24 protein-coding genes are annotated in these 22426 nt (G+C 43.0%); 22 read left to right on the plus strand and 2 right to left on the minus strand.

From position 1 onward, the window contains the following. Positions 1 to 72 precede the first annotated feature (72 nt). Positions 73 to 387 carry a hypothetical protein gene (locus tag BN161_RS28390; protein WP_074435084.1) on the minus strand — a complete coding sequence of 105 codons (315 nt, stop codon included), beginning with the start codon at positions 385 to 387 and terminating at the stop codon, positions 73 to 75. 72 nt (positions 388 to 459) lie between these two features. Then, positions 460 to 1743 carry an ATP-binding protein gene (locus tag BN161_RS01685; RefSeq protein ID WP_044262532.1) on the minus strand — a complete coding sequence of 428 codons (1284 nt, stop codon included), beginning with the start codon at positions 1741 to 1743 and terminating at the stop codon, positions 460 to 462. A gap of 523 nt (positions 1744 to 2266) precedes the next feature. Here BN161_RS01685 and BN161_RS01690 point away from each other — a divergent pair. The 22 genes from BN161_RS01690 (at position 2267) to BN161_RS01795 (ending at position 22425) form a co-directional block, all read left to right on the plus strand. After that, positions 2267 to 2776: an HU family DNA-binding protein gene (locus BN161_RS01690; RefSeq protein ID WP_044262441.1), complete on the plus strand. Its 510-nt coding sequence runs from the start codon at positions 2267 to 2269 to the stop codon at positions 2774 to 2776. 377 nt (positions 2777 to 3153) lie between these two features. After that, the gene (locus BN161_RS01695; RefSeq protein ID WP_007215132.1) at positions 3154 to 3918 is read left to right on the plus strand and encodes a ParA family protein; all 765 of its coding nucleotides are present in this window, start codon (positions 3154 to 3156) and stop codon (positions 3916 to 3918) included. Between the two features lie 17 nt (positions 3919 to 3935). Beyond that, positions 3936 to 4823: a ParB/RepB/Spo0J family partition protein gene (locus tag BN161_RS01700; RefSeq protein ID WP_007212341.1), complete on the plus strand. Its 888-nt coding sequence runs from the start codon at positions 3936 to 3938 to the stop codon at positions 4821 to 4823. After that, entirely contained in the window at positions 4824 to 5669 is an 846-nt protein-coding gene (locus BN161_RS01705) for a DUF5683 domain-containing protein (RefSeq protein WP_044262443.1), read from the plus strand. A gap of 34 nt (positions 5670 to 5703) precedes the next feature. Beyond that, the gene (locus tag BN161_RS01710; protein WP_044262445.1) at positions 5704 to 7011 is read left to right on the plus strand and encodes a lytic transglycosylase domain-containing protein; all 1308 of its coding nucleotides are present in this window, start codon (positions 5704 to 5706) and stop codon (positions 7009 to 7011) included. Positions 7012 to 7080: 69 nt separating this feature from the next. Next, entirely contained in the window at positions 7081 to 9339 is a 2259-nt protein-coding gene (locus tag BN161_RS01715; protein ID WP_044262534.1) for a RelA/SpoT family protein, read from the plus strand. Positions 9340 to 9361: 22 nt separating this feature from the next. Next, positions 9362 to 9754: a bactofilin family protein gene (locus tag BN161_RS01720; protein ID WP_044262446.1), complete on the plus strand. Its 393-nt coding sequence runs from the start codon at positions 9362 to 9364 to the stop codon at positions 9752 to 9754. Between the two features lie 123 nt (positions 9755 to 9877). Continuing rightward, positions 9878 to 11407, plus strand: a complete 1530-nt coding sequence (locus BN161_RS01725; protein WP_209441878.1) for an HAL/PAL/TAL family ammonia-lyase — start codon at positions 9878 to 9880, stop codon at positions 11405 to 11407. After that, positions 11408 to 12136 (plus strand): 3-oxoacyl-ACP reductase FabG, encoded by a 729-nt coding sequence (fabG, locus tag BN161_RS01730; RefSeq protein ID WP_044262450.1) that lies wholly within the window; start codon positions 11408 to 11410, stop codon positions 12134 to 12136. Beyond that, entirely contained in the window at positions 12133 to 13353 is a 1221-nt protein-coding gene (locus BN161_RS01735; protein WP_044262452.1) for a beta-ketoacyl-[acyl-carrier-protein] synthase family protein, read from the plus strand. Before fabG ends, BN161_RS01735 begins: the two co-directional genes overlap by 4 nt. 7 nt (positions 13354 to 13360) lie before the next feature. Beyond that, complete coding sequence (locus BN161_RS01740; RefSeq protein ID WP_007212332.1) at positions 13361 to 13618, plus strand: acyl carrier protein; 258 nt, start codon at positions 13361 to 13363, stop codon at positions 13616 to 13618. Positions 13619 to 13623: 5 nt separating this feature from the next. Then, positions 13624 to 14508, plus strand: a complete 885-nt coding sequence (locus tag BN161_RS01745; RefSeq protein WP_044262453.1) for an LpxL/LpxP family acyltransferase — start codon at positions 13624 to 13626, stop codon at positions 14506 to 14508. Positions 14509 to 14523: 15 nt separating this feature from the next. Beyond that, the gene (locus BN161_RS01750) at positions 14524 to 15609 is read left to right on the plus strand and encodes a class I SAM-dependent methyltransferase (RefSeq protein WP_044262455.1); all 1086 of its coding nucleotides are present in this window, start codon (positions 14524 to 14526) and stop codon (positions 15607 to 15609) included. Further along, positions 15606 to 16040 carry a hydroxymyristoyl-ACP dehydratase gene (locus tag BN161_RS01755; protein ID WP_044262457.1) on the plus strand — a complete coding sequence of 145 codons (435 nt, stop codon included), beginning with the start codon at positions 15606 to 15608 and terminating at the stop codon, positions 16038 to 16040. The genes BN161_RS01750 and BN161_RS01755 overlap by 4 nt, the downstream gene beginning before the upstream one ends. Continuing rightward, positions 16037 to 16480 carry an acyl-CoA thioesterase gene (locus BN161_RS01760; protein WP_044262459.1) on the plus strand — a complete coding sequence of 148 codons (444 nt, stop codon included), beginning with the start codon at positions 16037 to 16039 and terminating at the stop codon, positions 16478 to 16480. Before BN161_RS01755 ends, BN161_RS01760 begins: the two co-directional genes overlap by 4 nt. Next, positions 16465 to 18189 (plus strand): beta-ketoacyl synthase N-terminal-like domain-containing protein, encoded by a 1725-nt coding sequence (locus BN161_RS01765; protein WP_044262461.1) that lies wholly within the window; start codon positions 16465 to 16467, stop codon positions 18187 to 18189. Before BN161_RS01760 ends, BN161_RS01765 begins: the two co-directional genes overlap by 16 nt. A gap of 1 nt (position 18190) precedes the next feature. Then, entirely contained in the window at positions 18191 to 18451 is a 261-nt protein-coding gene (locus BN161_RS01770; RefSeq protein ID WP_044262462.1) for a phosphopantetheine-binding protein, read from the plus strand. After that, a complete protein-coding gene (locus BN161_RS01775) occupies positions 18448 to 19638 on the plus strand; it encodes a beta-ketoacyl-[acyl-carrier-protein] synthase family protein (RefSeq protein ID WP_044262465.1) in 1191 nt (396 codons plus the stop codon). The genes BN161_RS01770 and BN161_RS01775 overlap by 4 nt, the downstream gene beginning before the upstream one ends. Beyond that, positions 19638 to 20591, plus strand: coding sequence for a beta-ketoacyl synthase chain length factor (locus BN161_RS01780; protein WP_044262536.1), 954 nt, complete (start codon positions 19638 to 19640; stop codon positions 20589 to 20591). The genes BN161_RS01775 and BN161_RS01780 overlap by 1 nt, the downstream gene beginning before the upstream one ends. Next, complete coding sequence (locus tag BN161_RS01785; protein WP_044262468.1) at positions 20591 to 21259, plus strand: polysaccharide deacetylase family protein; 669 nt, start codon at positions 20591 to 20593, stop codon at positions 21257 to 21259. The genes BN161_RS01780 and BN161_RS01785 overlap by 1 nt, the downstream gene beginning before the upstream one ends. 7 nt (positions 21260 to 21266) lie before the next feature. Beyond that, positions 21267 to 21899 carry a LolA family protein gene (locus BN161_RS01790; RefSeq protein ID WP_044262470.1) on the plus strand — a complete coding sequence of 211 codons (633 nt, stop codon included), beginning with the start codon at positions 21267 to 21269 and terminating at the stop codon, positions 21897 to 21899. Next, on the plus strand, positions 21874 to 22425 hold the full coding sequence (locus tag BN161_RS01795) for a hypothetical protein (protein ID WP_044262471.1): 552 nt from the start codon (positions 21874 to 21876) through the stop codon (positions 22423 to 22425). The genes BN161_RS01790 and BN161_RS01795 overlap by 26 nt, the downstream gene beginning before the upstream one ends. Position 22426: the final 1 nt, after the last annotated feature.

Here is a 22426-nt window from a genome sequence, read left to right on the forward strand (position 1 = left end):
TCTTAATTTAGAATAAAACAATGAGAGGCAAGCTACAGAAAGCCCGTCTCCACATGAATGTAAATTATGTAATCAAGCTATGGGAGGTGCGCGTAGATAATGTGAATAAGACAGTGTATAAACAATCTTATCCTGATGAACAACCTGCTCAAATGTGATGGGCGTTAAGATGCAACGGAAGTCAATAGACTGCGCTTCCGTGAAAAGAGAAAGAGAAAAGTGACAGATAGCACAATCATCGGACGAATGCCGCGGATGATCTGCATGGGAACAGGAAGCAGCATGCTCGTCCTCGTGATGGTGAAAAGCCTTCACCACGAAGAACGGTAGGAGTGCCATCATCAGCACCCATGCTATAACTACTCTCTTCTTTCCGCTGTTATTCACTTTCTTAATCGACAAGTATTTGAATAGGCTGCGAAGATATGTATCTCTAACTAAAAACGCAAACTACGGCACTTAATATGTGTTACCGCTCCGGCTTTTATCAATCTGAATAAGCCATTTCCAGACAGGCAACACCTCTATTGAAAGCCCATCCTTTTCTACCACCCGTTCATCATTACGAGTCACAATCTGAAGTCTTTCCGCATTCAGGAATTTAGCCGCTTTCACAAGCCCATTGACTTCACGTTCAAAAGTCTGCACATCCGAGATATTATATGAAGCCTGAATCAGCCAACTTTCTTCCGGCATATAGAAGTCAACTTCTATATTCTGATTGTAGAAATAAACCTTTTCTCCAAACTGACGATGCAAGGTTATCGCAACAAGATTCTCCAACAATAAAGTTTCCGGCCGGAAAATAAACAAATTCAAGATTCCATTATCAATAAAGTAATATTTACGGTTACTCTCACGCTCTGCGAACCTCGCAGCATAGTTTTCCAAACTGAATATAAGCCAAGTCTCTTGCAGATAGCCCACATAATCAATAATGGTACGCACCCCCACACTTTCTCCCGCTGAAGAAACTATATTCTTCAAACGATTATAAGAAGAAGGTTGCATCACACTCTCCGCCAATTTTTTCACCAACAACCGCATTGAATCCGAATTACGCAAAGAATAACGGGCAACTAAATCGCCGAAAAATATCTTCTGATACAATCCGCTCAACCATGAACGCTTGTCTTCAAAAGAAAGTAGTTCCGGAAAACCGCCATTATAGAAATAAGTATCAAAACTACGCACCACCCCATTTCTAATACCCGGTGTATAAAGCCAATTTGATTTCAATTCAAATCCTTCGAAATTTAAAAATTCCCTAAAGGAGAATGGATATACATTCTGTATCAGGAAACGCCCGCCTAAGGTCGTAGCAATCTCAGAACTCAGCATTTTAGCATTGCTTCCCGTAACAAATACCCGATAGCTCTTATCTGCCAGTCGACGAACAAATTTTTCCCAGCCTGGCACAATCTGTATCTCATCCAGAAAGAAAATTGGACGAGAAGAAAATGTTTCTTCATACACCTGCTTTATCTCATCCAAATCTTCCGACTTCAGTCCTATGAAACGTTCGTCTTCAAAATTAAGATAGAGAATTTCTTCTATATCAGTTCCCCTTTTCATAAGCTCATGGATCCGTTGAAACATAAGATAAGACTTTCCGGTACGGCGAATGCCTAAAAAGACATAATTCCCGTTGTCTTCAAACTTGAAAGGACGTTGCAGCAACTTCACATTCTGAACAAACTCCTGATTTTCACCTATAATCTGCTTTATCAGTTCTCGATCCATCTTCTTTATTTGTTTTATATACGCAACACAAATATAGGATTTTTGTTTCATATACGACACAAAATACCTATATTTTTATTTCATATACAATACAACCTAACGAAAGAAACTTCCCACCGCATAAAGAGGCACGTTCACAAAAATCAGGAGGAGTTTACTCCACTCAATCACATTTTCAAGAGGAGTTTCCCGCTTTAAGCGTTACTAAGCGGCTAAAAGGAGGAGAAGTTTCGGTTATTTAACGTCCGCGCTACAGCATCCCCTTCCCCATCACGCACATCTCCCTTACCTTTCCCCCGCAAAAAGCTTGCATATCTACTGAAGCATGATTACCTTTGCCGCTCAAGATGGTATCTTGTGTTGTTCAAGATCACATCTCATACTACATAAGATGCCATCTTGAGCGGCTAAACAAAGAGAGCTACAGTCCATAGGAATATGAGTTCCATGCGCTAAGCCCCTATGCAGCTGACATTAAGAAGCATAGCTGTCATCAACAACACCAATCAACAGAAACAAGGATATGGGAATGATTTATTTAGTAAGGAAGAAACTCTTCCGCTCCAAGGAAGGAATGAAACAACTGTACTACGCTGTGCAACGTACCCTGCAACCACGCGGCGGAGTAACTACCGAAAAGCTGGCGCAACGCATGGCCAGCCGTAAAGGCATGAGCGAAGGCGACGTGCAAAGTGTACTGGTGGACTTACCCAAATACATAGAAGAAGCGCTCAGAGAGGGCGAGTCCGTCACCATCAGAGGACTCGGCTCCTTCAACCTCGCCATAACCAGCGAAGGCTTCGAACATCCCGACGACGTAATGCCGGGCAAGGTGCAGGTTTCACGCATTTACTTCAAACCGGATCGCACGTTGGTGGGAAGGCTACGCCAGGACATGGATTTCTTCCGTTACCCGCTGAGCAAGTACTTCCCCCACGAAATGCTACGTCCCGAAACGCTGGAACGCGAACGGGTACAGACCAAAAATAAGCCGGAAGACGAAGCAAAGGATATTGATACGGTAACAAGCTGAAAGCACTGAAAGCCGTCCCCGACCGGACATTTCAGTCTAAACGCCTTACACACAACGGCCTAAAGCCGCTGAAAGAGATGAAAGCGCAGAACGCATGATTATTCGCACAAACCACGCCCCAAATGCGGACAGGCACTTAAAACAAATCTTAATCTTCTGCAAGCGAGACAAAAAAGATATTTCATTTCAAGATAATTACGTATATTTGCAAGCTGAACAAGAGAACGAAAAGTGCCGGAACAGGTCGAAATGAAATAAAACGGCTTTGAGTTATTAACAAAAAAGGCGACTTATCAACAGATTTTGCAATCTTTCTCTTTTTTAGTAGGCGCAATACGGAATTATCACTTATTTCGCTGCCAATAAACACTAAGATTATGGGAAAAATTATTGCTTTGGCAAATCAAAAAGGTGGTGTAGGAAAAACAACGACTACGATTAACCTCGCAGCCTCACTCGCCACCCTGGAAAAGAAAGTGCTCGTTGTGGACGCAGACCCGCAGGCAAACGCCTCTTCCGGTTTGGGTGTCGACATCAAGCAGTCGGAATGCACTATTTACGAATGCATTATCGACCGGGCTGATGTTCGCGAAGCTATCCATGACACCGAGATTGATACACTGAAAGTGATATCCTCACACATAAACTTGGTGGGCGCCGAGATAGAGATGCTCAATCTGAAAAACAGGGAAAAGATATTGAAAGAAGTACTTGCCCCGCTGAAGGAAGAGTTTGATTATATCTTGATAGACTGCTCGCCCTCACTGGGACTGATTACCATCAACGCACTGACCGCAGCCGACTCTGTGATTATCCCCGTACAAGCGGAATACTTTGCATTGGAAGGCATCAGTAAGTTGCTGAATACAATCAAAATTATCAAGTCGAAACTGAACCCGGCACTCGAAATCGAAGGTTTCCTGCTAACCATGTACGACTCACGCCTGCGCCAGGCCAACCAGATTTACGACGAAGTGAAACGCCACTTCCAGGAACTGGTGTTCGAAACCGTGGTGCAACGCAACGTCAAACTGAGTGAAGCCCCCAGTTATGGTCTGCCTACCATCTTGTATGATGCAGACTCCACAGGAGCCAAAAACCACATGGCACTTGCCAAAGAACTGATTAGTCGCAACAATTAATTTAAAAACGAAGAACCATGGCACAAAAAAGAAATGCATTAGGACGCGGGCTCGACGCTCTGCTCTCAATGGACGAAGTGCAGACCGAAGGCTCTTCTTCCATCAACGAAATAGAGTTGTCGAAGATTGTCGTCAACCCGAATCAGCCACGTCATGAATTTGACGAAACGGCGCTTCAGGAACTTGCCGACTCAATCTCTGAAATAGGTATCATTCAGCCCATCACCTTGCGTAAGCTCTCGGACGATGAATATCAGATCATTGCCGGAGAACGCCGCTTCCGCGCCTCGCAACTTGCCGGACTGACAAGTATCCCCGCCTATATCCGCACCGCCGACGACGAAAACGTCATGGAAATGGCGCTTATCGAGAACATACAGCGCGAAGACCTGAATTCTGTGGAAATCGCTCTTGCCTACCAGCACCTGTTGGAACAATACGGCCTGACGCAGGAACGCCTCAGCGAACGTGTAGGTAAAAAGCGCACTACCATCGCAAACTACCTGCGCCTGTTGAAGCTGCCTGCACCTATTCAGATGGCCATACAAAACAAGCAGATTGACATGGGGCATGCCCGTGCACTCGTCACTCTGGCCGATCCGAAGCTGCAAGTGAAGATATTCGAAGAAATCATCGAGCATGGATACTCCGTACGCAAGGTGGAAGAATTAGTAAAATCTCTGAGCGAAGGCGAAACCGTGAAAAGCGGCGGACGCAAAATAGCTCCCAAACGAGCCAAGTTGCCCGAAGAATTTAATATGCTGAAACAACAGCTATCCGGCTTCTTCAGCACCAAAGTGCAGCTGACCTGTTCGGAGAAAGGAAAAGGTAAAATCAGTATCCCGTTCAATAACGAAGAGGATTTAGAACGTATTATCGGCATACTCGATACTCTAAAAAAATAAATGACGAAAGGAACTAAAACATATCAATGGTGTATCGCCCTGCTGCTTTGCCTCGTGCAGACGGCAGGGATTGCTATGTATGGGCAGGACCGTCCGCGTGCCGCTGCCAAACGACAGCAAAAAGAGCTTGCGGACACATTGCGGAAGATACCGCAAATTGTACCGGATAGCCTGGATGCACTAAGCGATCCTATTCTGCAACGGGTTTCAACCGCTGATAGCCTCGCAGTAGCCGACAGTATTGCTGCCGAAAATAAAAAGCGTTTGTTGGAGATGACCTCCGCCCCCACCCCGCAAGTGCCCGATACGCCAGCGGACAGTCTGAACAAAGAACTCAATAAAAAAGTTTTTATTCCCAATCCGACCAAAGCGACATGGCTTGCTTTGGTAATTCCGGGAGGGGGACAGATTTATAACCGGAAATACTGGAAACTACCTATTATATATGGTGGCTTTGCCGGATGTGCATATGCACTGACTTGGAACGGGAAAATGTATAAAGACTACATGCAAGCGTACAAGGATGCCTCCAAAGGCAACTGGGATGCCAGCAGTATCACTGATCTGCTCCCCCCGGGATACATCGACAGAGTTTCCCAGACACAAATAGTAGAAACGCTCCGAAAACGAAAGGATACATACCGTCGATATCGCGACCTGAGTATCTTCGCTTTTATCGGCGTTTATCTGATATCGGTTATCGATGCGTATGTAGATGCGGAATTATCTAATTTCGATATAACGCCCGACCTCAGTATGAGAATAGAACCGGCTGTTATCAACAACCAATATAGCACCGGTACCTCCAATAAATCCGTCGGACTGCAATGCAGTTTCCGTTTTTAAATGAGAATAAAGCCATACCAAAGAATAATCACACATGAAGAATAAATCTGTAAATATGAAGAAGTTTATCGCCACTCCGTTCCTGTTTTGTCTGTCACTCTTCACCTTCCAGGTGCAAGCGCAAGAAAGCGTGGATGTACTCATCCGCGACAACGGAACGGAAAGAAAGGAAAGCATCGAACTTCCTCCAAGTATGACCTATCCGCTGGACAGCCTGCTCAACGACTGGAAAGCAAAGAATTATATTGATTTAGGCAAAGATTGCAGTACCTCCACCGAGAATCCGTTTTTCAGTGATTCCGTCTACATCGACCGTCTCAGCCGCATCCCTGCCGTGATGGAAATGCCATACAATGAAATTGTACGTAAATTCATAGATATGTACACAGGACGCTTACGCAATAACGTATCGTTCATGCTGAGCGCCTGCAATTTCTATATGCCTATCTTTGAAGAGGCACTCGATACTTACGGACTGCCCATCGAACTCAGATACTTGCCCATTATCGAATCCGCCCTTAATCCTTCTGCCCGCTCTCGTGCAGGAGCTTGCGGACTGTGGCAGTTCATGCTGGCTACCGGAAAAATGTATGGTCTGGAAAGCAACAGTCTCGTTGACGAACGCTGCGATCCAATCAAGGCCACCTGGGCTGCCGCCCGCTATCTGAAGGATCTGTATGCCATTTACCAAGACTGGAATCTGGTGATTGCCGCCTACAATTGCGGTCCGGGCACCATCAACAAGGCCATCCGCCGTGCCGGAGGGAAAACGGATTATTGGGAAATCTATAACTTCCTGCCGAAAGAAACCCGTGGATATGTGCCCGCGTTTATCGCCGCCAACTATGTGATGACCTACTACTGCAAACACAACATCTGCCCCATGGAAACCAACATTCCCGACGCAACAGATACAGTACAGGTAACAAAAAACTTACATTTCGAACAGCTTGCCGATATCTGTAACGTGAGTATGGAAGAGATCAAAAGTCTTAATCCCCAATATAAAAAGAATATAATTCCTGGTGAAAGCAAGGCGCAAACCCTCCGCCTGCCAATGAATTACATCAGCACATTCATCGACAGCCAGGACACCATCTATGCCCACCGTTCTAATGAATTATTCAAAAACCGCCGTACTGTAGCTATCCCCGAAACCCGTTCTACAGCAAGACGCGCTACAACCGGCAACGGAAAGCCGACTTACCACAAGATACGGAATGGCGAAACACTGGGTGGCATTGCAGGTCGCTATGGCGTCACCGTCAAACAACTTCAGAGTTGGAATGGATTGCGCAATACCAACATTTCTGCCGGAAAGCAATTGAAGATATATAAATAAAGGCACAAATGCTTGCGTGATGTTGAAAATTGCTTATTTTTGCAGCAACTGAAGAAAGGAGAACAGGATATGGAAGAGAATGTGGGCCAGAAAGATAAAGAAAAAGTCGAAGAAGAAATGATTGAACAGGCTTTCCAGCAACTGTTAAACGACTACTTGGCAACCAAACACCGCAAGCGTATTGAAATCATAACAAAGGCATTCAACTTTGCCAATCAGGCGCATAAGGGCATCAAACGCCGTTCGGGCGAACCCTACATTATGCATCCCCTCGCCGTGGCACAAATTGTATGCAACGAAATAGGTCTTGGTTCTACATCCATTTGTGCCGCCTTGCTGCACGATGTGGTAGAAGATACGGACTATACCGTAGAAGACATAGAAAACATATTCGGTCCGAAGATCGCCCAGATTGTAGACGGGCTGACCAAAATATCCGGTGGTATTTTCGGTGACCGTGCTTCGGCACAGGCAGAGAACTTCAAGAAGTTGCTGCTGACAATGTCAGATGATATACGCGTAATTCTGATCAAGATAGCCGACCGGCTGCACAATATGCGCACGTTAGGTTCGATGCTTCCCAACAAGCAATTCAAAATTGCAGGCGAGACATTGTATATCTATGCTCCCCTCGCCAATCGCCTGGGACTGTACAAGATAAAGACAGAACTGGAGAATCTGAGTTTCAAGTACGAACATCCCGAAGAGTATCAGGAAATCGAAGAAAAGCTGGCAGCCACAGCAACCGAACGTGATAAAGTATTCAATGATTTCACTGCTCCGATACGTGCCCAGCTGGACAAAATGGGGCTGAAATTCCGTATTCTCGCGCGTGTTAAATCCATCTATTCCATCTGGAACAAGATGCAGACCAAGCATGTACCGTTTGAAGAAATCTATGACTTACTTGCCGTACGTATTATCTTTGAACCACGAAATGCGGACGAAGAACTGAACGATTGTTTTGATATCTATGTCTCCATCTCTAAAATATACAAACCCCACCCCGACCGTCTGCGCGACTGGGTGAGTCATCCCAAAGCCAACGGTTACCAGGCCTTGCACGTCACCCTTATGGGAAACAACGGGCAATGGATTGAAGTACAAATCCGCAGTGAACGGATGAATGATGTAGCCGAACAAGGTTTCGCCGCCCACTGGAAATATAAAGAAGGCGGAGGCGGTGAAGATGAAGGTGAACTGGACAAATGGCTGCGCACCATCAAAGAAATACTTGATGACCCGCAACCGGATGCCATTGACTTCCTCGATACCATCAAGCTGAACTTGTTTGCATCGGAAATATTTGTGTTTACTCCCAAAGGCGAAATCAAGACTATGCCGCAGAACTCTACGGCACTGGATTTTGCATTCTCCCTGCACACTGACATCGGTAGCCACTGTATCGGCGCAAAAGTAAACCATAAGCTTGTCCCTCTGAGCCACAAGCTTCAAAGTGGTGACCAAGTGGAAGTTCTGACTTCCAAATCACAACGCGTACAGCCGGAATGGGAAGTATTCGCCACTACTGCCCGTGCCCGTGCCAAGATAGCCACCATCCTGCGCAAAGAGCAAAGGAACAGCCAGAAAGAAGGCGAAACCCTTCTGAACGAATTCTTCAAAAAAGAAGAGCTGCGATTGGACGACCTGTTGATAGACAAGTTGGTGAAAGCCCATAATATGAAGAACCGGGACGAGTTTCTGATAGCTATCGGCAATAAAAAGATCGTATTGGGCGACCTGGATAAAAATGCCCTGAAAGAGAAACAAGGAACCAACTGGAAGAAGTTTCTCACCTTCTCGTTCGGCGGTAACAAGGACAATAAAGAACCGATTGAAGAAAAACCACTGCAAGAAAAGGAGAAAATCAATACAAAGCAAATCCTGAAACTGACGGAAGAGAATATCCAGAAGAATTATATCATGGCAGAATGTTGCCACCCCATTCCGGGTGACGATGTACTGGGATATATGGACGAAAACGACCGTATCATTATCCACAAACGCCAGTGTCCCGTCGCCGCACGTTTGAAGAGCAGTTACGGAAACCGTATTCTGGCTACAGAGTGGGATACCCATAAAGAACTCTCCTTCCTGGTGAATATATATATAAAAGGTATAGATGCCATGGGATTGCTGAACGAAGTAACGCAGGTTATTTCCCGTCAGCTGAATGTAAATATCCGTAAGTTGTCCATCGAAACAACAGACGGTATTTTTGAAGGAAACATCCAATTGTACGTGCATGATGTGGATGATGTGAAAACCATCTGCAATAATCTGAAACAGATACAAAACATTAAGCAAGTAACCCGCGTAGAAGGATAAAAAACTATAAAAGCACACTAATATGTTTAACTCAAAAAAAGGAATAGATGACAAGGTAAGCAATAAATTAACCACGCTTTCCAGTCAAAGTTTAATTAAAGGTGATTGTTCCATCGATGGGGATATGCGTATCGACGGAACTGTAGAAGGAAATATCCGGTGTACCGGAAAAATAGTCATCGGTCCGGAAGGAAAAATACACGGCAACCTGTCTTGTACACACGCTAGCCTTCACGGAACTATCATCGGTGATGCATACGTGAAGGAAGAACTCACCCTGAAAGCCAACTGTGTGATGCAGGGCAATATCTATACCACCAAATTGGAAATAGAATCACAGGCTAAATTCAATGGAAGCTGTAATACGAATGATACCAGTCATGAGATAAAATTGTTGGAAGCTGTTACTGAATAACATTATTTACAATATATTCAGGTCCGTCAAAAACCACCTTGCAGAAAAAAGTTTTATTTTGCATAGACATCTATTATTGATATAAAATAGCTATTTTTGCAGTCTATATCAATGAAGTATACTATGATAGTCGGCAAATATATAAATTTGGGAACGCTCCAGAAGCTACTGTTTGATGATGAAAAAGTAATTATTTCCGATGAATGTATTCAAGAAGTAGATAAGAGTTTTCGTTTCTTGAAGGATTTCTCCAGTGATAAAATTATTTACGGAATTAATACAGGGTTCGGTCCTATGGCTCAATATAGGATTGAAGATAAATCATTAACGGAATTACAATACAACATCATCAGGAGCCACTCTACTGGAGCGGGAAAACCATTGCCTCCTCTTTATGTGAAAGCAGCAATGATTGCCAGATTATTCACTTTTCTTCAAGGGAAATCAGGTATACATACAGAGCTGGTCGAATTACTCGTCAAGTTTATTAATCTGGATATTTTTCCGTATATACCGGAGCATGGCAGTGTAGGTGCCAGTGGCGATTTAGTGCAATTGGCGCATATAGCGTTGACGCTGATCGGTGAAGGAGAAGTGTTCTATCAAGGGCAGCTACAACCCACTGCCCAGGTACTTGAGAAGAATCATCTCAAACCTTTCTCCATACATATCCGTGAGGGGCTTTCAGTAACAAACGGCACTTCTGTCATGACAGGCATTGGCATTGTTAACTTGATTTATGCCCGCCAATTGCTCAACTGGTCCGTATGCGCCTCGGTAATGATGAATGAAATTGCTGCATCGTATGATGATTTTGTTTCTCAACCGCTGAATGATGCCAAACTTCATAAAGGGCAGCAAAAGATAGCTGAAATGATGAGAGTCTGGATGTCCGACAGTAAATGTACTCTCAAAAGAGAAAATGAACTGTACGGACAGAAACACGAAGAAAAGATTTTTGAACATAAAGTGCAGCCTTATTACTCGTTAAGATGTACTCCACAGATATTGGGACCGGTTTATGACACCCTTATAAATACGGAAGAAGTATTGATAAACGAAATCAACTCAGCTTGCGACAATCCGATTGTTGATCCGGAAACCCAAAATGTATATCATGGCGGAAACTTTCATGGTGATTACGTCTCTTTTGAGATGGATAAACTGAAAATAGCCATAACGAAACTGACAATGCTAAGTGAACGCCAATTGAACTATCTGTTCCATGATCGCATCAACGGAATACTTCCTCCATTTGTCAATCTGGGAGTATTAGGGTTGAATTATGGGTTACAAGCCTCACAATTTACAGCTACTTCCACAACAGCCGAGTGTCAGACGTTATCTAATCCCATGTATATACACAGTATCCCAAACAACAATGATAATCAGGATATTGTAAGCATGGGAACTAACTCTGCGTTAATAGCCAAAACAGTCATAGAGAATTCTTTCCAGGTTATGAGCATCCTGTTTATGGGTATCGTACAGGCTGTAGATTACTTAAAGATACAGAAAAAGCTCAGTACGGAATCGCGTTGCGTATACAATGAGATCCGGGCATTTTTCCCTGTATTTACCCAGGACACTCCCAAGTACAAGGAAATAGAGGCTATGAGTGAATACTTGAAAAATAAGAAATTCAATTTATAAATGAAATACGCATTAATAACAGGCGGAAGCCGAGGTATAGGACGTTCTGTCAGCATCAAGTTGGCAGCAATGGGATATACCGTGCTGATTAATTATCAAAGTAACGATAAGGAAGCGGCAAACACACTGCAATTAGTTCGTGAAAACGGAGGCGCCGGAGAATTATTGAAGTTCGATGTCACTGATCCAAAGGCAGTATCCGAAGCTTTAAATAACTGGAGCGAACAACACCCGGATGAATATATCGAGGTGCTGATAAATAATGCAGGCATCCGCAAAGACAATCTGATGCTTTGGATGACCGAAGCAGAATGGAGCGGGGTACTGAACACCAGCCTGAACGGCTTCTTTTATGTCACCCAGGCATTGCTTAAGAACATGCTTGTCAAACGTTTCGGACGCATTGTCAACATCGTTTCATTATCAGGAATCAAGGGCATGCCAGGACAAACCAATTATTCTGCCGCCAAAGGAGGTGTCATTGCTGCTACCAAAGCATTAGCTCAGGAAGTGGCGAAGAAGCACGTGACCGTCAATGCGGTGGCTCCCGGATTCATCCGCACGGAAATGACCGAAGATATCAACGAGAACGAATGGAAAAAACATATCCCTGCCGGACGCTTCGGCGAACCGGAAGAAGTAGCTGATCTCGTAAGTTTCTTAGTATCTCCCAATGCATCTTATATTACAGGTGAGGTTATTTCAATCAATGGAGGACTGCATACATGAGAAGAGTTGTCATTACAGGAATGGGGATTTACTCATGCATAGGCAAAAACCTGAGCGAAGTAACAGACTCATTATATAACGGTAAATCGGGCATCGGCATTGATCCTCAACGGAAAGAGATGGGATATCTGTCTGCACTGACCGGCTTGTTGGAGCGTCCTGATCTCAAAAAGATGCTGGACAGACGAAAACGTCTCTGCCTGCCTGAACAAGGAGAATATGCCTATCTGGCAAGTGTGGAAGCCTTCAAAAATGCAGGTATTGATGAAGCATTCCTGGAAGCGAACGAAGTAGGAGTGCTCTATGGAAATGATAGTAGCACTGCACCGATTATTAATGCTGTGGATATTATCCGGGAAAAGAAGAATACCGTTCTGGTAGGTTCCGGTTCTATCTTCCAGTCGATGAATTCAACTGTGTCGATGAACCTGTCGGTCATCTTTAAACTCAGAGGAGTAAACTTCACAATCTCCGGTGCTTGTGCAAGCGGTTCCCACGCCATTGGCATGGGATATCTGCTTATCAAATCGGGATTGCAGGACTGTATTCTTTGTGGTGGCGCACAGGAAGTAAATCCATTCTCAGTGGGTAGTTTCGATGGGTTAAGCGCATTTTCCAACCGTGAAGCTGAACCCCAGAAAGCATCCAGACCTTTTGATAAAAGCAGGGACGGGCTTGTACCCAGTGGAGGTGGCGCCAGCCTGGTACTGGAAAGTTATGAATCAGCTGTCAGGCGAGGAGCCCCCATACTGGCAGAAATTATCGGCTACGGTTTTTCATCCAACGGAGATCACATATCTGTTCCTAATATAGACGGGCCAAAGCGTTCATTGGAAATGGCCACTCGGAATGCCGGAATCGCATTGGATGAAATTAAATACATCAATGCGCACGCCACTTCTACACCAATAGGTGATTTGAATGAAGCAAAAGCCATAGCGGAAGTATTTGAAGGACATCGCCCATACGTGACGTCCACCAAGTCTATGACCGGTCACGAAATGTGGATGGCAGGTGCCAGTGAAGTAATCTATTCTACTTTAATGATGCAAAATAACTTCATTGCTCCCAATCTGAATTTCGAAGAGCCGGATGAAGCATCTGCCCAACTTAATATCCCCACCCAACGAGTAAATATGGAATTTGATACATTCCTCTCAAACTCATTCGGATTCGGAGGAACCAATTCTACATTAATTATTAAAAAAGTAAAGTAATATAAGTATGACCCACGAAGAAATCATTGAAAAGATAAGAGAAACCTTATCCGAGGAATTTGAAGTAGATATCGATCTTATCCAGCCTGATGCTCCGCTCATGCAAACCCTTGAGTTAGACAGTCTGGACTTGGTAGATATGGTAGTGTTGATTGAAAAGAACTTCGGTTTTAATGTAACCGGGCAAGATTTTGTCGGAATCAAAACGTTCCAGGACTTCTATAATCTCGTTATCACACGTATGGCCGAAAACAAAAACGAATAAACAAGATGTGGAAAGGTAAAACCCGTGGCGGTGTATCCGGATACCTGTTTTTCATTTACCTAATCAGGTATTGTGGTGTAAAAGCCGCTTATGGTTTTCTGTCTCTGATTGTTCTTTATTTTATTCCGTTCGCTCCGAAAGCAACAAAGAGTATCTGGCAATATGCCCGTCGTATCTTAAAACGGAACCGCATACAGTCGGTGGGACTATTACTGAATAACTATTATCGTTTGGGACAGATACTTATAGACAAGGTAGCCATTGGAAATGGAATGATCGACAAGTATCATTTCAAATTCAACCACTATCAGGAGTTTCTAAATGTATTGGATGGAAATCAGGGAGTAATCATGATCGGTGCACATGTTGGTAATTGGGAAATCGGAACTCCCTTTTTCAATGACTACAGCAAGAAAATGAATGTGGTGATGTACGATGCCGAACATCAAAAGATTAAAGAAATACTGAAAAAGAACGGGCAGCAGCAACCTTACAAGATTATACCGGTCAACGAAGATAATCTGGCACATATATTTAAAATTACAGAGGCACTGGATCATAAAGAATATGTCTGTTTTCAAGGAGACCGCTATCTGAATGCAGATAAACTGCTGACTTGCAAGTTCATGGGACACGAAGCACGTTTTCCAATCGGTCCTTTCCTATTGGCATCGCGGATGAAAGTTCCGGTAGTCTTCTATTTTGCCATGCGGGAGGCTAAACAAACCTATCATTTCCATTTTATACTCGCGGAGCAAGTGTCCGGTTCGAAAGAGAAAAGAGCAGAACAATTATTATTGGAACAATATGTGAATGCTCTGGAAAAAATAATCGGCCAATATCCCGAACAATGGTTTAACTATTATTCTTTCTGGAACCCGTCTGAATAAACAAAAATCAACAGAATGAAACTATTCCCTTCATTACAAAAAAGATATGCCAAAGAGCGATTCACCGCTGTGCAAGCACAGCGATTGGCCCAGGAAATCGCTTTTGGCCCCGTCGTATTTCAGGTCTCACGCCTGATGCTGAAATTCGGTATTTTCCGCCTGCTATCCGATAATCGGGAAGGTCTGTCACTGGAACAGATCAGCCAGAAAACCGAATTATCCAGATATGCAGCACAAGTTCTACTGGAAGCCTCCCTCACCATAGGTACTGTATTGGTAAAAGACGATCAATATATACTGGCAAAGGCCGGATGGTTCCTGTTGAACGATGAGATGGCACAAGTGAACATGAATTTTAATCAGGACGTCAATTACAAAGGTCTGTTCCACCTGGAAGAAGCGTTGGTAAATGGCCGCCCCGAAGGTTTGAAAGAACTGGGAGACTGGCCTACTATTTACGAGGGATTATCCGACTTACCCGGGCAGGCACAGAAAAGTTGGTTCGGCTTCGACCATTTTTATTCGGACAATTCTTTCGATCAGGCACTCGAAATCGTATTCAGCCACTCTCCCCGAACTCTGCTTGATGTAGGAGGCAATACAGGTAGATGGGCTACCAAATGTGTGCAATACAACAAGCAAGTAGAAGTTACCATTATGGATTTACCTCAACAACTGGAAATGATGAAGCAAAAGACGGAAAAAATTTCCGGCCACGAGCGTATTCATGGACATGGTGTAAATCTTCTCGATGAAAATGTACCTTTCCCGAAAGGTTTTGATGCGATCTGGATGAGTCAGTTTCTGGATTGTTTTTCCGAGAAAGAAGTTATCAGTATACTCTCACGGGCTGCTCAGTCCATGTCTACAGAAGGGCGACTCTACATCATGGAAACATTCTGGGACCGACAGAAGTTCGAAACTGCTGCCTACTGCCTGACACAGATCAGTATATACTTTACTGCTATGGCAAATGGTAACAGCAAAATGTATCACTCCGACGATATGGCACGGTGCATTCAAGAATCAGGGCTGGAAATAGAAGAAATATATGATAACCTGGGATTGGGACACAGTATTGTAAAATGTAAACTGAAATGAAAAGAACTCCTATCATATCCGGTGAAGGAATCCTGAACCTGATACCACAACGACCGCCAATCGTTATGGTAGACTCATTCTGTGGCATTGAAGATAATTGTTCCTATTCAGGTCTCACAGTCACTGACGATAATATCTTCTGCCAGGAAGGCAAATTGCAGGAAGCAGGTATTATTGAACACATAGCCCAATCGGCAGCGGCACGGATCGGATATATCTATTTACAGAAAAATGAACCGGTACCCTTAGGCTTTATCGGTTCGGTAGATAAATTAACCCTTCATCGTTTACCGGAGACAGGACAGGAATTATCCACTGAAATTACGGTTATTCAAGAGGTATTCGACATTACTTTGGTATCTGCTTGTGTAAGTACTACGGAAGGAGTGATTGCAGAATGTAGGATGAAAATATTTTTAGATAAGAAATGAGGCAAAAAACGAATCTGCATACACCTGCACTCATTGACCGCACCACAATAAAGGTACGTTTCAGTGAAATAGACTCCATGCAAATCGTATGGCATGGTGAATATGTACGCTATTTTGAGGATGGAAGAGAGTCTTTCGGAAAGCATTATAGTTTAGGATATATGGACATCTACAGTGAAGGATATATGGTACCCATCGTTGAATTAAATTGCCAATTTAAGCAATCCTTATCCTTCGGTGAAGAAGTTATCATTGAAACCCGATACATTTCTTGTGAAGCTGCCAAGATTAAATTCGAATATGTACTATATCGGGCTACAGACAACAATATCGTTGCTACCGGAAGTACGACTCAGGTTTTTCTAAATACTAACAGGGAGCTGGAGTTAGCAACTCCGGCCTTTTATCAGGAATGGAAAAGGAAATGGAACATTCTATAACTGTATATATCACAGCTGATACTCTGATTAGTTCTTTAGGAGCAACTACCCGGGAGAATATAAAAGCAATCCGGGAATATCGGAGCGGAATCACCAGGCATGAAGCAGGAATCATATCTGATACTTCTATATTAGCTGCCACGATTCAACCGGAACAATGGGAAAGAGCAAAGAAATTGGGTACGTACACACGCTTGGAACAACTATTCATACTTGCCATTCAGGATATTCTGTCCCATTCCGAAATGAATCTGGCGGATAAAGACTGCGGCCTCATCCTATCCACTACTAAAGGTAATATCGACCTGTTGGCCAATCATCCCGACGACCTTGATATCAGAGTTCATCTATGGGAAATGGGAAGAAGAATAAGCGAATATTTTCAGGCCGGCAACCGGGTAGAAGTTATTTCTAATGCCTGCATATCAGGAGTATCCGCTTTGGTTGTAGCAAAGCGGTGGATCGAATCCGGCAAATACAAGAAAGTCATAGTAGCGGGAGGTGATATCCTCTCCCACTTCATTACCAGCGGATTTCTATCTTTCAGATCCATCAGTTCCGAAAGATGCCGCCCTTATGATGCCCGGAGAGACGGACTCAATTTAGGAGAGGCCTGTGGTGCTATCCTGCTGAGTTCGGAAGGAAACGATACGGATATCATCCTGTCCGGAGGAGCCATTAGTAACGATGCCAATCATATTTCAGGCCCGTCACGTACAGGAGACGGACTTTACTTCGCCATACGGCAGGCCATGGAAGAAGCCGCACTCCTTGCCGAAGACGTTAGTTTCATGAATACACATGGAACGGCTACTGTCTATAACGATGAAATGGAATCGAAAGCTATTCATTTAGCCGGATTGGAAACCGTTCCGGTTCATAGTTTGAAATCTTATTTCGGTCATACTTTAGGGGCATCGGGAGTGATTGAATCTATTATCTGTATTCACGAACTAAAGGAAAACGTACTATTCGGCACATTAGGCTATGAAAAGCCCGGTGTCAGCATGCCTATTCTGGTGCAAGCTGACCATCAGGAAATACCCATGAAGCATTGTATCAAAACAGCATCCGGTTTCGGAGGTTGTAATGCTGCTATCGTATTGACACTTCCCGCATATCAGAAACAGTCCTCAAGAGTACAATCACTGGTGACAGTTCATACAACCGCAACTGTTTCCATTGAGAATAGCTGTTTAAGTATGAATGGAGAGACCGTTTTTTCATCATCTGCCCCAAACTTTGCGCAGTTTATCCGCGAAGCATATAAAAATACAGGCGGAAGTAACATGAAATTCTACAAAATGGACGACCTTTGCAAACTGGGATATACTGCTGTTGAATATCTGTTAAAGGAGAAAAACTTTCAACCGGAAGAAATAGGTATATTGCTGGTTAATGCTGCCGCCTCACTGAATACGGATATTCGTCATCAGATGATTATCAATCAGGAAGGTGACCATGCAGCCAGTCCGACGGTATTTGTATACACTCTGCCTAACGTTGTAGCAGGTGAGATATGTATCCGTCATAAAATACAAGGAGAAAATACTTTCTTCATAGAAAAAGAATTCGATGCGGACAAATTGGAAGAATATGCACGAATTGTAATGAAGAAAGGTAATTTAAAAGCTTGCATCACCGGATGGTGCAACCTTTTAATGGAAGAGTATAAAGCTGATTTTAAACTAATAGAAGTACAACATTGATATGGAAGAATTAATAGAAAAACTAAAAAGAGAATTAATAGAAGAACTGAATCTTGAAGAAGTCACACCCGAAGAGATTGATCCCAATGAGCCTCTGTTTGGTGACGGTGGTTTAGGACTTGATTCTATTGACGCACTTGAAATTATTCTTATTTTAGAGCGTAACTATGGAATCAAAATAAAGAATCCTGCAGAAGGGAAACAGATTTTCTACTCAATACGTACATTAGCTAACTATATCTCTGAAAATCAGAAACAATGAAGATATATGTAACCGGTTTAGGTGTTGTTTCAGGTATTGGTCTGGGTGTTGCAGAAAATATAGCTTCACTCAGGAAACATCAGCATGGTATGGGGAAAGTAACCCTTTTCCCAACGGAACTGAATGTACCCGTATCAGAAGTAAAATACAGTAATGAAGAACTAAAACGGTTACTCTCTTTAGATATACAAAAAACGTTTTCCCGGACAGCCTTATTAGGCATGTTAGCTGCCCGGGAAGCAGTCGATGACGCCCGGTTAGATTTGAATTCTTTGCGTGTAGGTCTCATATCTTCCACCTCTGTAGGTGGTATGGATTTGAGTGAACATTTCTACAATGCCTTTAAAAAAGACAATAGAAAAGGAAGATTACGGGAAGTCATCTCTCATGACTGCGGCGCAAGTACTGAAATGATAGCGGATTATCTGAAAGTAAATGACTTTGTAACCACTATCAGTACAGCCTGTTCATCAGCTGCTAATGCTATCATGTTAGGAGCCCGCATGATCAGGAATGGCCAACTGGACGCTGCCATTGTAGGAGGTACAGATGCCTTATGCAAGTTTACCCTCAACGGTTTCAACTCACTTATGATTTTGGATAAGGAACACTGCCGTCCTTTTGACGCATCCCGTGCAGGCCTCAACTTAGGAGAAGGAGCCGGATATATTGTCCTTCAATCAGAGAAATTACTCCGGAAAGAGTCTTATTGCTTATTAAGCGGATATTCGAATGTGAATGAAGCTTTTCATCAGACCGGCAGTTCACCCGAAGGAAACGGACCATTCTGGTCTATGACAGAAGCCATAGCTAAGAGTGAAATTCCTCCCGAAGAGATTGATTATATCAATGTACATGGCACAGGAACTCCAAGTAATGATCTTTCAGAAGGACTTGCTATCCGGCGGATTTTTGGTGATAAAATACCTCCGTTCAGTTCTGTCAAAGCGTTTATTGGTCATACATTAGGAGCTTCGGAAGGAATTGAAGCGGTTTATTCTGTTCTCTCCGTATATCATGGTTGCATCTATCCCAATCTGAACTTCAAAGAACCTATAGGAGAAAACAAGTTGATGCCCGAAACCTCATTCCGCGAGGGACTACCCATTCGTAATGTACTATCGAATTCATTTGGATTCGGTGGAAATGATTCTTCGATCCTGTTTTCCACATTAAAAGAGAGATGATGCTACCTGTCTATATCAATCATATTGCTTCTATTCACGCGGATACTGCTTCCGGAGAATCCCCTTATTTATCCGCCAACGAACCGGACTACAAGAGTATTATCACAAATGCCGCACTACGGAGGCGTATGAGCCGGATCATCAAAATGGGAGTTGCATGCGGACTGGAATGTATCAGTACCCTACCTTCCGAAAAAGTACATGCGATCATCACCGCAACCGGACTCGGATGCCTGGCAGATACAGAGAAGTTCCTGAATACAATCATTGAGAATGAAGAACAACTACTGAATCCGACACCCTTTATCCAGTCAACCTTCAACACCATCGGAGCCCAAATAGCATTACTCCGCCAGATACACGCTTACAACATGACGTATGTGCATCGGGGATTAAGTTTCGAAAGTGCACTATTGGACGGTATGATGAGAATCTGGGAAGGTGATGAAAATGTCCTTGTAGGAGCTATTGATGAGATTACCCCTAACAGTCACACTATACAACAACGTCTGGGACTGCTAAGGGGCATACAAGCAGGCGAAGGTGCTCAGTTCTTCCTGCTGGGACGAGAAGCCACCGAATCCACATTAGCAGAACTTGCCGGTATATCAACTTTTATTCATGCGAACAGTACACAGGAAGTAGCTGAAAAGATTCATCGCTTTTTGCAAAGCAACCGATTAACAGCCGGACAAGTCGATTGGTTTGTTACCGGTAAAAATGGAAACCCGAAAGAAGATACCCTGTATACTGATTTAGAAAACAGCCTGTTTCCCACAGCAGCATATACCACCTTTAAGAATGAATGTGGTGAATATCCTACAGCATCTTCCTTTGCTTTATGGAAAGTGGCTAAAACTTTTGAAGAGAATCTAAATCCGGGACAGACAGCTCTGATATATAATCATTATCACTTCATTAACCATTCACTTATTTTAATCCGGAAAAAATAATGATAGTAGAAATCCTGATCACATTACTGATTATCTTTCTAGTCTACGCATCTTGCAACATCCGTTCTAACATCTATCTCAAGGTATTTTGTAAGAAACAGACTGAAGATAAAATTGTAGCTATCACCTTTGATGATGGACCGGACCCGGTACAAACTCCCAAAATATTGCAAGTACTCAAAGAACAACAAATACCGGTTTGTTTTTTCTGCATCGGTCACAAAGTGCAGGAGAATGAAGAGTTGATCCGACAAATCATCAACGAAGGACATCTGATTGGTAATCATTCTTTTACTCACACTAATCATTTTCCCTTGTACAGCCTGTCGAGGATGAAAAAAGACTTGCAAGCTTGCCAGTTTGCATTAGAACGAGTAACTTCGCAGAAAATCAAGTTATTCCGCCCACCGTTTGGAGTCACGAATCCTACTATAGCAAAAGCTGTCCGCATATTGGGATACACGCCTATTGGCTGGAATATCAGAACACTCGATACACTGCAACCTTCCAAAGAGAAAGTTTTGAAGCGTATTCAGAGAAGGTTACGCCCCGGTTCTATCATCCTTCTACACGATCGGATGCCGGACAGTGACCTGTTATTAAAAGAGATACTTAACTTAATTAAAGAACAGGGATATACAGTTGTCCGTCTGGACAGCATGTTATAAAAGCATTATGAGAACCATACTAATAATATTATCAATCATATTGGGTATTTCCTATACCCATGCCCAGACAATGAAGAAACTAATCCATACCCAGGATTTTGAAAACCGTCTGGCAAAGGAAGCACAAACCATGCAGTCCATTGAAAGTGACTTTACACAAGTGAAGTACCTGGATATTCTGGATGAGAAGGTAACCTCCAAAGGAAAATTCTATTATCAAAAGAGTGGCAAAATACGTATGGAATACGCCCAACCCGTCAACTACCTAATAGTGATAAACGACTCCCGGCTTAAAATTGTATCGGACGGTAAAAAGAGCGTTATGAGCCTAACCGCCAATAAGATGATGAATCAAATGCAAGATATGCTCACAGCTTGCATGATAGGCGATCTCTCAAAAATGTCTTCCGATTACAAACTGGAATATTTTGAAAATGATCCCTATTATATAGTGAAGATTAAGCCGGTCAATAAAGCCATACAAGCCTACATTTCGGAAATTGAAATATACCTGGATAAGAAAGATATGTCGGTTTACAAATTGCGTCTTTCCGAAACAGCCACCAATTATACGGAATATGAGTTCTACAACAAAAGATTTAATGCTTTGAAAGATGAAACAAAGTTTTCTATTCGCTAATCTGATCTTTATTCTGTATCTATTCACTTCCTGCGGCTCCTCAAAAACAATAGCAGGAGATGCCACATCTTATGTGACACCTATCATTTGCGCTGAAGAATATTCGCAAAAATACAATATGCAGTTAGACTTCATGAAGCATCACTTCAGCGGTTTATTAATTGTACGGAAATTGCCGGATAATGAAATAAGAATATTGGCATCTACTTACTTCGGCCTCAGTCTTTTTGATTTTTCACTCCGGGAAAATGAATTTCACGTCAACAGCTGCATAGAGCCCATGAAGAAAAAGAAAATGCTGTTATTACTGGAAACAGACTTCAAGAATCTATTTTTAAGTGGAAAGAATATCCGTATCAAAAAGAAAAGCGGTACCTTTGAAAAAAGAGTCACAGGCAGAGGATTCGGAAAATCAGTATTCTATCTATCGGAGTTCGCATCAGGACATCCCGAACAGATAAAAATCAAACATCCCTGGTTGCGACTAAGTATACAGTTGGACAAATTAAAAGAAAACCCAAACTAAT

The sequence above is a fragment of the Bacteroides timonensis genome, from assembly GCF_000513195.1.
GTDB lineage: Bacteria > Bacteroidota > Bacteroidia > Bacteroidales > Bacteroidaceae > Bacteroides > Bacteroides timonensis.

Bases quoted from the DNA above. Each gene is read 5' to 3' on its own strand.
- BN161_RS01755 (WP_044262457.1), top strand. From the start codon at position 15,606: ATGAAAAGAACTCCTATCATATCCGGTGAAGGAATCCTGAACCTGATA.
- BN161_RS01780 (WP_044262536.1), top strand. From the start codon at position 19,638: ATGCTACCTGTCTATATCAATCATATTGCTTCTATTCACGCGGATACT.
- BN161_RS01695 (WP_007215132.1), top strand. From the start codon at position 3,154: ATGGGAAAAATTATTGCTTTGGCAAATCAAAAAGGTGGTGTAGGAAAA.
- BN161_RS01785 (WP_044262468.1), top strand. From the start codon at position 20,591: ATGATAGTAGAAATCCTGATCACATTACTGATTATCTTTCTAGTCTAC.
- fabG (WP_044262450.1), top strand. From the start codon at position 11,408: ATGAAATACGCATTAATAACAGGCGGAAGCCGAGGTATAGGACGTTCT.
- BN161_RS01710 (WP_044262445.1), top strand. From the start codon at position 5,704: ATGAAGAATAAATCTGTAAATATGAAGAAGTTTATCGCCACTCCGTTC.
- BN161_RS01720 (WP_044262446.1), top strand. From the start codon at position 9,362: ATGTTTAACTCAAAAAAAGGAATAGATGACAAGGTAAGCAATAAATTA.
- BN161_RS01745 (WP_044262453.1), top strand. From the start codon at position 13,624: ATGTGGAAAGGTAAAACCCGTGGCGGTGTATCCGGATACCTGTTTTTC.
- BN161_RS01770 (WP_044262462.1), top strand. From the start codon at position 18,191: ATGGAAGAATTAATAGAAAAACTAAAAAGAGAATTAATAGAAGAACTG.
- BN161_RS01750 (WP_044262455.1), top strand. From the start codon at position 14,524: ATGAAACTATTCCCTTCATTACAAAAAAGATATGCCAAAGAGCGATTC.
- BN161_RS01690 (WP_044262441.1), top strand. From the start codon at position 2,267: ATGGGAATGATTTATTTAGTAAGGAAGAAACTCTTCCGCTCCAAGGAA.
- BN161_RS01685 (WP_044262532.1), bottom strand. From the start codon at position 1,743: ATGGATCGAGAACTGATAAAGCAGATTATAGGTGAAAATCAGGAGTTT.
- BN161_RS01790 (WP_044262470.1), top strand. From the start codon at position 21,267: ATGAGAACCATACTAATAATATTATCAATCATATTGGGTATTTCCTAT.
- BN161_RS01735 (WP_044262452.1), top strand. From the start codon at position 12,133: ATGAGAAGAGTTGTCATTACAGGAATGGGGATTTACTCATGCATAGGC.
- BN161_RS01795 (WP_044262471.1), top strand. From the start codon at position 21,874: ATGAAACAAAGTTTTCTATTCGCTAATCTGATCTTTATTCTGTATCTA.
- BN161_RS01760 (WP_044262459.1), top strand. From the start codon at position 16,037: ATGAGGCAAAAAACGAATCTGCATACACCTGCACTCATTGACCGCACC.
- BN161_RS01700 (WP_007212341.1), top strand. From the start codon at position 3,936: ATGGCACAAAAAAGAAATGCATTAGGACGCGGGCTCGACGCTCTGCTC.
- BN161_RS01715 (WP_044262534.1), top strand. From the start codon at position 7,081: ATGGAAGAGAATGTGGGCCAGAAAGATAAAGAAAAAGTCGAAGAAGAA.
- BN161_RS01740 (WP_007212332.1), top strand. From the start codon at position 13,361: ATGACCCACGAAGAAATCATTGAAAAGATAAGAGAAACCTTATCCGAG.
- BN161_RS01705 (WP_044262443.1), top strand. From the start codon at position 4,824: ATGACGAAAGGAACTAAAACATATCAATGGTGTATCGCCCTGCTGCTT.
- BN161_RS01775 (WP_044262465.1), top strand. From the start codon at position 18,448: ATGAAGATATATGTAACCGGTTTAGGTGTTGTTTCAGGTATTGGTCTG.
- BN161_RS01765 (WP_044262461.1), top strand. From the start codon at position 16,465: ATGGAACATTCTATAACTGTATATATCACAGCTGATACTCTGATTAGT.
- BN161_RS01725 (WP_209441878.1), top strand. From the start codon at position 9,878: ATGATAGTCGGCAAATATATAAATTTGGGAACGCTCCAGAAGCTACTG.